Consider the following 13,331-nt stretch of genomic DNA (forward strand, 5'->3'; position numbering starts at 1 on the left):
GGCAGGCGACGCTTGTTCTGTCGCGGCGCAGGCGTTCCTATATCGCCTCCCGATGAATTCTGTCCTTCCCGCCCCGCTGACTGACTGGTTCGCGTCACGGGGCTGGTCCCCGCGTCGCCATCAGCTTGACATGCTGGCTGAGGGACGAGCCGGTCAACACGCACTTCTCGTTGCGGCCACTGGGGCCGGCAAGACGCTCGCCGGTTTCCTGCCGACACTCGCCGAATTGATCGAGCAGCCGACTGAGGGGCTGCACACCCTTTACGTCTCGCCCCTCAAGGCGCTGGCGGTCGACATCCAGCGGAATCTCGTCACGCCGCTCGATGAAATGGGCATCGACATTCGCGTCGAAACCCGCACCGGCGACACGCCCTCCGATCGCAAGGCGCGTCAGCGGGTGAAGCCCCCGCAGATCCTGCTCACCACGCCCGAATCGCTCTCGCTGCTGCTGAGCTATCCCGACAGTTTCACCATGTTCGCTGGCCTGCGCACGATCGTGATCGACGAAGTTCACGCCTTCGCCACGGGCAAGCGCGGCGATCTCCTGTCGCTGTGCATGGCGCGGCTACAGGCGATTGCGCCCGGCCTGCGCCGCGTCGCGCTCTCCGCCACCGTTGCCGACGCCGATGGCTATCGCGCCTGGCTCGCGCCGGACGGCGATATCGACAGCGTCAGCCTGGTGCAGGGCGAAACTGGCGTCGATCCCAACATCGCCATCCTGCTGCCCGAGGATCGCGTGCCCTGGGCGGGTCATTCCGGCCGCTACGCCGCGGCGCAGGTCATGGCGGAGATCGAGACTCACAAGACCACCATCGTCTTCTGCAACACGCGCAGCCTTGCCGAACTGATCTTCCAGGATCTGTGGAAGGCGAACGAGATGCAGCTGCCGATCGGCATCCATCACGGCAGCCTGGAGAAAGAGGCGCGGCGCAAGGTGGAGGCCGCAATGGCCGGCGGCCGGTTGCGCGCGCTGGTCGCGACCGCCAGCCTCGACCTCGGGGTGGACTGGGGCGATGTCGATTGCGTGATCCAGATGGGCGCCCCCAAGGGCTCGTCGCGCCTTCTCCAGCGGATCGGCCGCAGCAACCACCGCCTCGATGAGCCGTCGGAGGCAATTGTCGTCCCGGGCAATCGCTTCGAGTATCTCGAGGCGCGCGCCGCGCTCGACGCGGTGGAGGCGGGCGAGCTCGATACCGACATATTCCGCATGGGCGCGCTCGACGTGCTGGCGCAGCATGTCATGGCCTGCGCCTGTGCCGCGCCCTTTGATCAGGCCGAATTGCTCGACGAGGTCCGCTCGGCCTTGCCCTATTCGGCGCTGACCGATGAACTGTTCGACAAGGTGCTCGGCTTCATCCGCGACGGCGGCTATTCGCTACGGGCCTACGATCGCTTCAAGCGGCTGACGCAGGATGCCAACGGCCGCTGGCGCGTGAGCCACCCCAGGTTCATCGCGCAGCACCGCCTCAACGCCGGTATCATCGTCGAGGCGACGATGCTCAAGGTGCGCTTCCGCAACGGGCGCGCGCTGGGCAAGGTGGAGGAGGCGTTCGCCTCCACGCTCAGCCATGGCGATACCTTCTTCTTCGCCGGGATGAGCCTTGAGGTCGAGAAGATCGATACCGAGGATCTGATCGTCCGCGCCACCGCCCGGCCCGCGCGCATCCCCACCTATGGCGGCAGCCGGATGCCGCTCTCGACCAACCTTGCCGATCGCGTGCGCGGCTTCCTCGATACGCCGGCCGAATGGTCGCGCTTTCCCGACGACGTGCGCGAATGGCTCGAAATCCAGGCGCGCCGCTCCGCGCTGCCGCACCCCGATCAGCTATTGGTCGAAACCTTCCCGCGCGAAGGGCGCAACTACATGGTCGCCTATAGTTTCGAGGGGTGGAACGCGCACCAATCGCTCGGCATGCTGATCACCCGGCGGATGGAAACGGCGGGGCTGAAGCCGCTCGGCTTCGTCGCCAACGATTATGCCATCGCCACCTATTCGATTGATCCCGTGACCGATCCGGCGGCGCTCTTTTCGCCCGACATCCTTGAGCATGAATTCGTCGACTGGGTGCAGCAATCGCACCTGCTGAAGCGCGCCTTTCGCGAGGTGGCGGTGATCGGCGGGCTGGTGGAGCGGCAGCATCCGGGCAAGCGCAAGACCGGCAAGCAGGTGACCTTCTCCACCGACCTCATCTACGACGTGCTGCGCAAGTACGAACCCGGCCATATCCTGCTGGAGGCTGCCTGGGCCGACGCGCGGGCGCGCATGACCGACGTTGGCCGTCTCGCCGACCTGCTCGACCGCGCGGCCGGCACGATGCTCCATGTCGATCTCCCCCGCGTGTCGCCGCTCGCGGTACCGGTGCTGGTGCTGATCGGGCGTGAACGAGTCGCCACTGGCAGCGCCGACGATGCGTTGCTGATCGAGGCGGAGTCGCTCGCCGCGGAGGCGATGCGCGTCGAATGATGTTCGCTGCGCTGCCTTTGCGACGAAGGCGACATGCTGCGCAGCAATTCCTTTGACAAAGGGCCGAAACGGGCGTTCCCTCACGTAATGCGCCGCTGGTTCTCCCTTGCATTGCTACCGCTTCTGGCAAACGCGGCGCCGCAGCAGCCGCTTGTGCCGCCCGCGCCGATCAGCGAGCCGACGCTTCCTTCGTTGATCGACGAACTTGCCTTCGGCCATAATGGCTTGCGGATGACGGTGCCGGTCGAGATTGCGGGCGCCGGGCCGTACGAATTCATTATCGACACTGGTGCGCAGCGCACGGTCATCAGCCGGGAGCTGGCCGGGAAGCTGGGGCTTGCCGGCGGTCGCAACGTCCGCCTCACTGGCATGACCGGGACGGAGAATGTCGGGACAGTCGTCATCCCCTCCATCTCGGTAAGCACTTTAGGCGGCGAGCGGATCGAAGCCCCGGCGCTTGCTGCCGCGCACCTCGGCGCGCCCGGCATGCTCGGGATCGATGCGCTGCAGGGCCATGCGCTGGCAATCGACTTCGACAATCAGCGCATGACTGTCGCCCCGGCGCGCAAGCGCGGCGAGCGCGTTCGCCGCGCGCCCGATGAAATCGTGATCCAGGCGAAGAGCCTGTTCGGCCAGCTGGTCGTCACCGATGCTCGCGTCGCCGGGGAACGCGTACGCGTGATCCTTGATACCGGCAGCGCCGTCACGATGGGCAACTCCGCTCTGCGTCGCAAGCTCGCGCGCCGGAGCAAAGGCACGCCGGTATCGCTGGTCAGCGTCACCGGCGGGCAGCTTACCGCCGATTACAGCACGATCGGCTCGATCAAGATTGGCGACATCGAGATTCAGGACATGCCCGTCGCCTTCGCGGACGTGCCACCGTTCCGCTCCTTTGGCCTGGAACGGCGCCCGGCGCTGCTCCTGGGCATGGATGCGTTGAAGCTCTTCACCCGCGTGCAGATCGACTTTGCCAATCGCGAACTGCGGCTCAGCCTTCCGCGTTACGGAAGCCGACGCGGCTAGAAATAGCTTTCGCACCGCATGCACACCCGCTCCATTGCGCGGGTACCCTTTCCCTGCAACCATTGCATCTGACATGAGCAGGGGAGAGCGGGATGCGGTTTGGGGCACGGGAATTGGCAACCATGGTCGCGCTCGCGCCGCTTGCCGCGCCGATGGCGGTGCAGGCACAGGCCCGGCCTGATCAGAAGGCCTTCTTCACGCTCTACAAGGAACTGGTCGAGACGAACACGGTCGTCGGCCAGGGCAGTTGCACCCGCGCTGCGCAGCAGATCGCCACGCGGATGAAAGCCGCCGGCTATCCCGATAGCGCCGTCACGCTGTTCAGCACGCCTGAGCACCCTGATGACGGCGGCATCGTCGTCACGCTCAAGGGGAGTGATCCTTCCATCGGCGCGATGCTGCTGCTCGGCCATCTCGATGTCGTGGCGGCCAAGCGCGAGGATTGGGTGCGCGATCCGTTTAAGCTCGTCGAGGAGGACGGCTTCTACTACGCCCGTGGCACCGTCGACGACAAGGCGATGTCCGCCGTCTGGGCGGATACGATGATCCGCTTTGCGCAGGACAAGTTCACGCCCCGCCGCACGGTCAAGCTGGCGCTCACCTGCGGCGAGGAAACGACCTACGCCTTCAACGGCGCCGACTGGCTGGCGCGCAACCGCCCCGAACTCGTGCGCGCCGAATTCGTCCTGAACGAAGGCGGTGGCGGAAGGCTGGATGTGAACGGCCGGCGCCAGGCACTCGCCGTTCAGGTGGGCGAGAAGGCTGCGCAGAACTTCACTTTTGCCGCCACCAATCCCGGCGGGCACAGTTCGGCGCCGACGCCAGACAATGCGATCTACGAACTGGCCGATGCCATCAAGGCGGTGCAGGCCTATGAATTCCCGATCAAGTTCACTGACACCACGCGCGCCTTCTTCGCGGCGACGTCCCAGGCGCTCCCCGCGCCCACCGGCCCGGCTATCAAGCGCCTGCTGGCCAACCCCGCTGATGCACAAGCCGACGCCATCGTCAGCCGCGACAAGACCATGCACTCCACGCTTCGCACCACCTGCGTCGCCACGCTGGTGAACGCCGGCCATGCCGAAAACGCGCTGCCGCAACGTGCGACAGCCAACGTCAATTGTCGCATCTTCCCAGGTGAAACGGTGGACGGCACGCTCGCCAAGCTGAAGGAGCTTGCCGGCCCGAAGGTGACAGTCACCGCCAACCAACCGGTTCGCCCGATCGCCGTTCCCCCACCGCTCGATCCCAAGATCATGGGGCCGATCAAGACGATCGCGGCTAAGCATTTCCCCAACGTGCCCGTCGTGCCGATGATGTCCACGGGGGCGACCGATGGCGTGTTCTTCGGCACGCTCAACATGCCGGTCTACGGCGTGCCGGGCATCTTCCTCGAATCCGATCTGAACGGCGTCCACGGCCTCAACGAACGGGTGCGGGTCAGCGCGCTGTATGAAGGCCGCGACTATCTCTTCGACCTGGCAAAGACGCTCGCCAGCTAGAGGTAGCGGCTGAAGCGCACCCGACGTTTAGTCACCCCGGACTTGATCCGAGGACCCGCTTCTTCATGCTTGGCAGCGACGCTATCACCGGCCGAGCCAGTCGGCGACCTCGCCCGCCACTTGGTTCGCTGCCTGGTTCAGCGCGACACCAACCGGTGCCGCCTCGATCTCCGACACGGGCACCCGCGCCTCGAACCGTCGCTTCTCCAGCGTGCCGCCCTCGTCCCGCACCAGCGCCGCGTCGAACGTCACCACCGCGTTACGCGACGCGGCATCCACGCCGAACCAGCTCAACTGCCCGGCGAGTTGCGCGCCCGGCTCCGCCAGCGACTGCGCGCCGGACAAAACCACCCGCCCGGTGCGGGCGCTGACGGTGTCGGAAAGAACACGCGCGAACTGGCGCGCCGGCAACTCGGCCCATTGCGCGTCCTTAATATAGGCGATCTCCGTCGCACTCGCGCGCACCGGCACCCGGTTGTTTGCCAGCGCCTGAGGCACCGTCGGCACCTGGATCGTCACCGTACGCGCACCGGCCGAACTTTGCGTCTGGCCGACCGGAACCTGTTCGGCAGAGCTCAGGGTCAGCAGTGCGTTCGGCGGCTTCGCACCGAAGCTGATGCAGCCAGCGAGCGGCAGCAGGGCAAGACCAATCAGGATCTTCTTCATGTCCATCCTCATTTCGCCGCTCATTTGCCCTTATAATCCGGCAGCTTCTGCTGCCCGATCAGCGAGCCTGCGCCCTGCTGGTCAACCTTTTCCGCGACCGACGCCAGCGCTGCCGACATCTGGCGCAGATCGAAGACCAGCTTGTTGATCTCGGGTACCGTCTGCTTGGAGAAGGTCTGCAGGCCCGGCCGTGCATCCTGGATCGCGCCGTTCAGCGTGTCGGCACTCTGCCGTGCCGAGCGGATCGTCTCGTTCAGCGTTACCATCGTCGGCTTCACGTCGTCCGCCAGGATGCCGTTGGTGGTTTCCGCCAACGCCCCGATCTGCTCCGCCGCCGTGCCAGCCTGCGCAATCGCGATCCGCGTCTGCGCCAGCGTTGCCGCGATTTCCGGCCCGCGATCGGCAAGTGCGGCGGTCAAACGATCGGTATTCTCCAGGATGCCCGCGATCGACGCCTGGTTCTTGTCCGTCAGCAGCCCCGTCAGACGCTCCGTCAGGGTCGACAGTCGCTCGAGCAGCTGCGGCGCGGAATTGAGGATCGCGCCCAGTCCGCCGGTGCGCGTCGGGATCACCGGCACGCCATAGGGACACTGGCTCGCCATGTCGTTCTCAGGACACACGATCGGCGGCGCGCCTTTTCGCGCACCGTCGAGGCTGATCGTGCTGGTGCCCGTGAAACTGCCCTGGATGGTCGCGGCGGTGCCCTGCAGGATCGGCGTGTCTTCATTCACGCTGATCCGCACGCGCACGAATTGCGGATCGTTGCGCCACAGCTGGATCGATTTCACCTGGCCGGATGGCACGCCCGAATACGTGACCGACGAACCCTTCGCCAGGCCGTCGACCGACTGTTTGAAGAAGATGTCATATTCCTTCTCCTTCGTACCACCGAGGCGCGCGATCCACACCGTGAACAGCGCGAGGACCGCAAGAAGGATCAGTACCACGGCACCGACAAGGACGTGGTTGGAACGGGTTTCCATCAATCAGCCCCTGAACTTCGTGGCGTGCCTGGCGCCGTGCTTGTCGACACATCGGTCGAGGTACCGTCGTGTTCGTGTTCGCCCACGTGCTCGCGCGCTTCCTGTGTCGCGAGCGCGGCGCGGCCGCGCGGCCCCCTGAAATACTCCTGAATCCACGGATGATCCAACGCCAGCAACTCGTCGATGGTCCCAACGGCGATCACCCGCTTGTCCGCGAGCACCGCCACACGGTCGCAGATCGAGTAGAGCGTATCCAGATCGTGGGTGATCAAGAAGACCGTAAGGCCAAGCGTGCGCTGCAAGGATCGCGTCAGTTCGTCGAACGCCGCGGCGCCGATCGGGTCGAGGCCCGCCGTCGGCTCGTCGAGAAACAACAGTTCCGGGTCCAGCGCCAGCGCCCGCGCAAGTCCGGCACGCTTCTTCATGCCGCCGGACAGCTCCGCCGGGTATTTCGGCCCGGCGTCCGCCGGCAGACCCGTCATCGTCACCTTAAACGACGCAATCTCGTCGAGCAGCGACATGTCCAGTTCGCGATAGAACTCGCGCAGCGGCACTTGCACATTCTCCGCCACGGTCAGCGTGGAGAACAAGGCCCCGCCCTGGAACAGCACGCCCCAGCGCTTTCGGATCTCGATCGCCTCGGTTTCCTCGCGGCCGAGGGTCGGTTCGCCGAACACGGTGACCTCGCCCGCCAGCGGCGTCTGCAGGCCAATGATCGAGCGCATCAGCACCGATTTGCCAGTGCCCGATCCGCCCACAACGCCCAGGATCTCCCCGCGCTTGACGTCGAGGTCCAGATCCTCGTGCACCACCTGATCGCCAAATGCGTTCTTCAGGCCGCGCACTTCAATGATGTTGTCCGTCCCCGTCATCAGATCCAGCCGATCCGTTCGAAGAACACCGCGAAGAACGCGTCGAGCACGATGACGAGGAAGATCGCCTGCACGACGGCGGCGGTCGTGCGGGTACCCACCTGTTCCGCGTCACCCTTCACCTGCATGCCCTGAAAGCAACCAGCGACCGCGATGATGGTCCCGAATACCGGCGCCTTGATCAGGCCGACGTAGAGGTCGGTGATCGGCACCACTTCGCGCAGCCGAGCGACGAAGGTGACCGGCGGGATCTCCAGCTGCCACCAGCACAGCAGGCCGCCGCCGATGATGGCAATCAACGAGGAATAGAAGCCAAGCAGCGGCATCATCAGCACCGCCGCCAGCGTGCGTGGCACCACCAGCGCCTCCATCGGCGATACGCCGATCGTGCGCATCGCATCGATCTCCTCGGTCAGCTTCATGGTGCCAAGCTGCGCCGCAAAGGCCGATCCCGATCGGCCCGCGACCATGATTGCGGTCATCAGCACGCCAAGCTCACGCAGCGTGATCCGGCCGATCAGGTTGATCGTGAACACTTCCGCACCAAACTGCCGCAGCTGAACCGCGCCCTGCTGTGCAATGACGATCCCGATCAGGAAGCTCATCAGGCCGATGATGCCAAGCGCCGACACACCGACGACCTCGAACCGCTGCACCGTGGCGTTGAATCGGAATCGGCGGGGATGGCGAATGACATTTCCGAACGCGATGATCGTCGCGCCAAGGAAGCCGAGCAGGCCTACGAGCGTTCGACCCGAGGTCACCACCGCATCGCCGACTTCGCCGAGAACGCGGCTGAACGGCCGAATATGCGGCGCGCGTACTGGTGCGGCAGTGTCAGCGGTCTGCACCTGGTCCAGCAAATGCTGCTGTGGCGGCGTCAGCCCTTCGATCGTCGCCTGATGATCACGCGCGAACCGATGGACTACCCAGGCCCCGATCGTGTCCATCCGATCAATCCCCGACAGATCGATCTTGGACACGCTGCCGTCGAAGCTCTGCAGCCGGTTCGGCAAGTCTCCCAGCCGCGCGAGCGAAAGGTCCCCGGTGAAGCGCAGGACGTCTCCGTCCTCTTTAAAGTCGGTGAGCCCGGCCATCGTCCGCTTCCTTGCGTGAAAGCCTGCACGACGGCAAGGCACAGGTGCAGAAACCCACCGTTGTCACACACATAGACATTCTGCTGGAACTGTATCGGCCTGGGTCACAGGGCAACGTCGACGGCGTGGATCGCAAGACCGACGAGGCCGCCGACCAGCGTGCCGTTGATGCGGATGAACTGCAGATCCTTGCCGACCGCATGTTCCAGCCGCTGCGTGATCGTTCGCGCGTCCCACCCACGAACGGTTTCCGATACGAGGCCGACGATCACATCGCCGTAATCCGCCGCTGCACCAACCGCGACACGGCGCGTGAAGCGATTGATCGTCGCACGCAGGCGCACATCGCTTTCAAGCGTCTCGCCCAGCTGGCGCATCATCTCGCCCATCTTGCCTGCAAGCAGCGCCTCCGGATCGCGCGCCATCCGCAGCATTGCCTGGCGCGCCTGCTCCCACAGGCCATTGATCCAGTCCTGCATCGCCGGATTCTCGAGCAGCCCCAGCTTCAGAGCCTCCACCCGCTCGCGCATCTCCGGCTTGTGCTGCAGATCGGCCGCGAGCGTCACCAGCGCCTCTTCCACCTTGGCGCGCATCGGGTGGTCGGGCTGCTCCGCCATGTCGGTGAGCATCTTGTCGAGGCCATCGATGATCTTGTTGGCGAGCGTCTCGTCGAGGCCTGTCCAGCGCAGGATCGTGCCGGCGCGTTCATGCACCATCGCGCGCACCATGCTGTCGTTCGCTTCCAGCACCTTGCGTGCCCAGCGCACCACCCCGTCCAGCAGCGGCAGGTGCCGGTCCTCGGCCATTGCCGCCTCCAGCGCACGGCCCAGCATCGGCGAGAGGTCGATCGCGCGCACCTGCTGCACCATGGCGCCGCGCACCATCCCGCCCAGTCGCTCCTGATCGAGCGACTGCAGCACTTCGACGGCGAGCCGCGAGGCACCGCGCGTCACCCGCTTGCTGCCGCCCGTCGGATTGCTCAACCAGCGGCCGAGCGCGCCCGCCACGTCCATGCGGCGCATCCGCCGCGCAACCACCACCGGAATCAGGAAATAATCCCGCAAAAAGCTGGCGAGCTGGTCGCCGATCCGGTCCTTGTTGCGCGGGATGATTGCGGTGTGCGGGATCGGCAGCCCCAGCGGGTGGCGGAACAGCGCAGTCACTGCAAACCAGTCTGCCAGGCCGCCCACCATCGCCGCCTCAGCGAAAGCGCGTACGAAGCCCCAGGCGGCGTGTCCGTTCTCCAGATGACGCGCGACGAGGAAGGTCGCGGCCATCACGATCAGCATGCCCGTCGCGATGACGCGCATGCGTACCAGCCCGGGCGGCGGGCGCATTCTGGCTGGGCGCCGAAGCGCGTCGGGGGTCATGCCGCGAACAATACGCAAAGCGACGGATAGTTCACGCGCTTTACGGCGCATCCCCCGCATTGCTCATTCGCCAGCCTCCCCGGCGCGTCACTCCGCTGGCGCCTCGCCGTCGCGGAAGCCGATCCGGCCATGCGGTGCGGGCAGCGGCCCGCCGCCCGGCACATGGTCGATCACCGGCGTACCGTCATCGCCCGGACGATAGGTCAGCAGCTTGCGCCCGAGCCACGGTCCGATCCGCCGCTCGACGCCAACCGCCAGGCTGAACGACGCCGGAACGATCAGGAGGGTCAGCACTGTCGACACGGTCAGGCCGCCAATCACCACGATCCCCATCGGCGCGCGCCACGCGCCGTCGCCGGTCAGTGCAAGCGCGGTCGGCACCATGCCGGCGACCATCGCCACCGTCGTCATCACGATCGGTTGAGCTCGCTTGTGCCCGGCATCGACGATCGCGTCATAGATCGGCACGCCCGCGTTCATCTCCTCCAGCGCGAAGTCGATCAGCAGGATCGAGTTCTTGGCCACGATACCCAGCAGCATGAGCAACCCGATGAACACCGGCATCGACAGCGGATTGCCGGTGAGCATCAGCGCCAGCACGCCGCCGAGGGGCGCCAGCAGCAGCGAGCCCATGTTGACCAGCGGCGGCAACAAGCGGCGGTACAGCAGCACCAGCACAGAGAAGACGAGGAACACGCCCGCGATCACTGCGAAGACGAAGTTGATCAGCATCTCCATCTGCCACTTTGCCTGACCGACGCTCATCTTCTGCACGCCCAGCGGCAGGTTCTTCATGATCGGCAGCGCGTTCACCTGCTGCATCGCGTTCGACAGCACCAGGCCCGGCGCAAGATCCGCACCGATCGTCAGCTGGCGCTGCTGGTTGAGGCGATTGATCTTGGTCGGGCCGGAGCCGAAGCCGATCTCCGCCACCACCGACAGCGGCACCGATCCGCCATTCTGCGTCTGCACCGGCAGGTTTCGGATCGTCGCCATGCGCGACCGCGACGATTGCTCCAGCGCTACCCGGATCGGGATCTGCCGATCGTTCAGCGAGAAGCGCGCGCTGTTCTGGTCGATATCACCCAACGTCGCGATGCGGATCGCATTGGACAGCGCGCTGGTCGTCACGCCAAGATCGGCTGCCAAGTCGAGCCGTGGCTTGATCACGATCTCAGGCCGGTTGAGGTCGCCCGCGATACGCGGCGCCAGGAAGCCGGGGATCTTCGCCATCTCGGCGACGATCTTGTCGGCGGTCTGGCGCAGCAGCACCGGATCGTCGCCGCCCAGCGTCACGGACACGTCGCGGTTGTTATCGCCCCAGCCGAACTGCGACTGGAAATTCACGCGCGCGTCCGGGATCTTGGCCAGCTCCGGCGCCAGCGCGCGCTCGAACTCGGTCGAGCTCTTCGTCCTGAGATGCGAAATGTCGCCGCCGAAGATCGCGCGGATGCGATCATTCAGCGTCGGCTTCTCCTTGAACTGCACCGTTACACGGCCAGTGCCGACTCCGGTACGGGTATAGACCGTGTCGGCCTCCGGCTGCTGACGGATCAGTTCGTACACCTGATCCACCGTTGCCTGGGTCTGTGCGAGCGTGGTGCCCGGCGCCATGGTGATGGTGACGGTCGAACGCTCCTGGTCGGTGGACGGCTGGAACTGCATCGGCAGCGAGGCAAAGCCCAGGACCGTCAACAGGAAGGCAAAGGCGCCGATCCCCATCGTCCAGATACGATGATCGTAGAAATAGCCGGTCACGCGCCGCATCCCGCCGCGTGCGCGCACCGCAAGCGACTTGCCGGGCTCCAGCGTCCAGCGAAGCACGGCCATGTAGATGTCCATGAGCCGGCCTTCGCCATGCGCTTCGGGCCCGGCGGATTTCAGAAAATAGGCTGCGATCATCGGCGTGATCAAACGGGCGACCGCGAGGCTCATCAGCACTGCGACCACCACGGTCAGGCCGAAGTTCTTGAAGAACTGGCCCGACACGCCCGGCATCAGGCCGACCGGCAGGAACACTGCGACGATCGACATGGTCGTCGCCAGAACGGCAAGGCCGATCTCATCCGCTGCGTCGATCGCGGCCTGATATGCCGATTTGCCCATCCGCATGTGCCGGACGATGTTCTCGATCTCCACGATCGCATCGTCGACCAGCACGCCTGCCACCAAACTAAGCGCCAGCAGCGTCATGCTGTTCAGCGAGAAGCCCAGCATGTCCATGAACCAGAAGGCCGGGATTGCCGACAGCGGGATGGCCAGCGCGGAAATGACTGTCGCACGCCAGTCGCGCAGGAACAGGAATACGATGAACACCGCGAGCACCGCGCCCTCGATCATCGCGTGGATCGCGCTCTTGTACTGTTCCAGCGCGTATTTTGAACCGTCGATGCGCAGCTGGAACTTCACCTGCGGATTGCGCTTCTCGAGCTCCTCCAGCTTTTTCTTCGCCTCGCGGAAGACGGTGACTTCCGAATAGCCCTTGGCCCGCTTGAAATCGAACGTCAGCACCGGGCGGCCGTTCACCGCCGCGGCGGTCCGCTGCTCCGCATAAAGGTCCCGCACGGTGGCGACGCTGCTGAGCTTGATCGTGCGGCCGTTGCCGATCGAGATCTGCGTCTGGCCAAGTTCATAGGCGTCGCGCGCATTGCCCAGCACGCGCACCGATTGCTCGGTGCCGGCGATCTCCGCGCGGCCGCCGGCGGCGTTCAGATTCACCTGCCGCAGCTGCTGGTTGATCTGCGTCGCCGTCAGGCCATAGGCTGCGAGCTTCGCCGGATCGAGGATCACGCGGATCTCGCGATCGACGCCGCCGTTGCGCTCAACGCCGCCCATGCCCTCGATGCTGAGCAGTTCCTTGGACACCGTATTGTCGATGTACCAACTCAGCTGCTCGATCGTCATGTCCGTGCCGATCGCGGAATAGCTGCCGAGATCGTCGTCGTTGATCTTCACCCGGCTGATCTGCGGCTCCAGGATGCCTTCGGGCAGATTGGAACGGATCTGGGTGACGGCGTCGCGCACCTCGTTGACCGCGCGATCGACTGGCGTGCCGATGTCCAGCTGGATCATCGTCGTTGAATTGCCTTCGGAGACGTAGGACTGGATCTCGTCCACGCCCTCGACGGTGCGCACCGCCGCCTCGACGCGCTGGGTGATCTGGGTCTCAAGCTCGCTTGGCGCGGCGCCCGGCTGCGTGATCTCGACCGCCACCATCGGGAAGTCGATGTCCGGCTCCCGGTTAATGTCCATCCTCACGAAACTGACGATGCCAGCCACGGTCAGGATGACGAACAGGACGATCGATGGAACCGGGTTCCGGATCGACCAGGCCGAGATATTCTGGAAGCCCAT

9 protein-coding genes are annotated in these 13,331 nt (G+C 65.3%); 3 read left to right on the forward strand and 6 right to left on the reverse strand.

Annotation, left to right across the window (positions count from 1 at the left end):
• The first annotated feature begins 52 nt into the window (after positions 1 to 52).
• The 3 genes from ACH0AE_RS02420 to ACH0AE_RS02430 all read left to right on the forward strand — a co-directional run bounded on the left by ACH0AE_RS02420 (position 53) and on the right by ACH0AE_RS02430 (position 4,989).
• A complete protein-coding gene (locus ACH0AE_RS02420; protein WP_294442964.1) occupies positions 53 to 2,464 on the forward strand; it encodes a ligase-associated DNA damage response DEXH box helicase in 2,412 nt (803 codons plus the stop codon).
• Positions 2,465 to 2,656: 192 nt separating this feature from the next.
• Positions 2,657 to 3,487 (forward strand): retropepsin-like aspartic protease, encoded by an 831-nt coding sequence (locus ACH0AE_RS02425; RefSeq protein WP_406875413.1) that lies wholly within the window; start codon positions 2,657 to 2,659, stop codon positions 3,485 to 3,487.
• 92 nt (positions 3,488 to 3,579) lie between these two features.
• Positions 3,580 to 4,989, forward strand: coding sequence for a M20/M25/M40 family metallo-hydrolase (locus ACH0AE_RS02430; protein ID WP_406875414.1), 1,410 nt, complete (start codon positions 3,580 to 3,582; stop codon positions 4,987 to 4,989).
• 84 nt (positions 4,990 to 5,073) lie between these two features.
• Here ACH0AE_RS02430 and ACH0AE_RS02435 read toward each other — a convergent pair whose 3' ends face one another.
• The 6 genes from ACH0AE_RS02435 to ACH0AE_RS02460 form a co-directional block, all read right to left on the reverse strand.
• Entirely contained in the window at positions 5,074 to 5,655 is a 582-nt protein-coding gene (locus ACH0AE_RS02435) for an ABC-type transport auxiliary lipoprotein family protein (protein ID WP_294442960.1), read from the reverse strand.
• Between the two features lie 20 nt (positions 5,656 to 5,675).
• Positions 5,676 to 6,638 (reverse strand): MlaD family protein, encoded by a 963-nt coding sequence (locus ACH0AE_RS02440; RefSeq protein WP_294442959.1) that lies wholly within the window; start codon positions 6,636 to 6,638, stop codon positions 5,676 to 5,678.
• Positions 6,638 to 7,510 (reverse strand): ABC transporter ATP-binding protein, encoded by an 873-nt coding sequence (locus ACH0AE_RS02445; protein ID WP_294442958.1) that lies wholly within the window; start codon positions 7,508 to 7,510, stop codon positions 6,638 to 6,640. The genes ACH0AE_RS02440 and ACH0AE_RS02445 overlap by 1 nt, the downstream gene beginning before the upstream one ends.
• A complete protein-coding gene (locus ACH0AE_RS02450; RefSeq protein WP_294442957.1) occupies positions 7,510 to 8,607 on the reverse strand; it encodes an ABC transporter permease in 1,098 nt (365 codons plus the stop codon). Before ACH0AE_RS02450 ends, ACH0AE_RS02445 begins: the two co-directional genes overlap by 1 nt.
• A gap of 104 nt (positions 8,608 to 8,711) precedes the next feature.
• Entirely contained in the window at positions 8,712 to 9,917 is a 1,206-nt protein-coding gene (locus ACH0AE_RS02455; protein ID WP_294442956.1) for a DUF445 domain-containing protein, read from the reverse strand.
• Positions 9,918 to 10,064: 147 nt separating this feature from the next.
• On the reverse strand, positions 10,065 to 13,331 hold the full coding sequence (locus ACH0AE_RS02460) for an efflux RND transporter permease subunit (protein ID WP_294442955.1): 3,267 nt from the start codon (positions 13,329 to 13,331) through the stop codon (positions 10,065 to 10,067).

This window comes from Sphingomonas sp. 179-A 2A2 NHS (genome assembly GCF_045371305.1).
Classification (GTDB): domain Bacteria; phylum Pseudomonadota; class Alphaproteobacteria; order Sphingomonadales; family Sphingomonadaceae; genus Sphingomonas.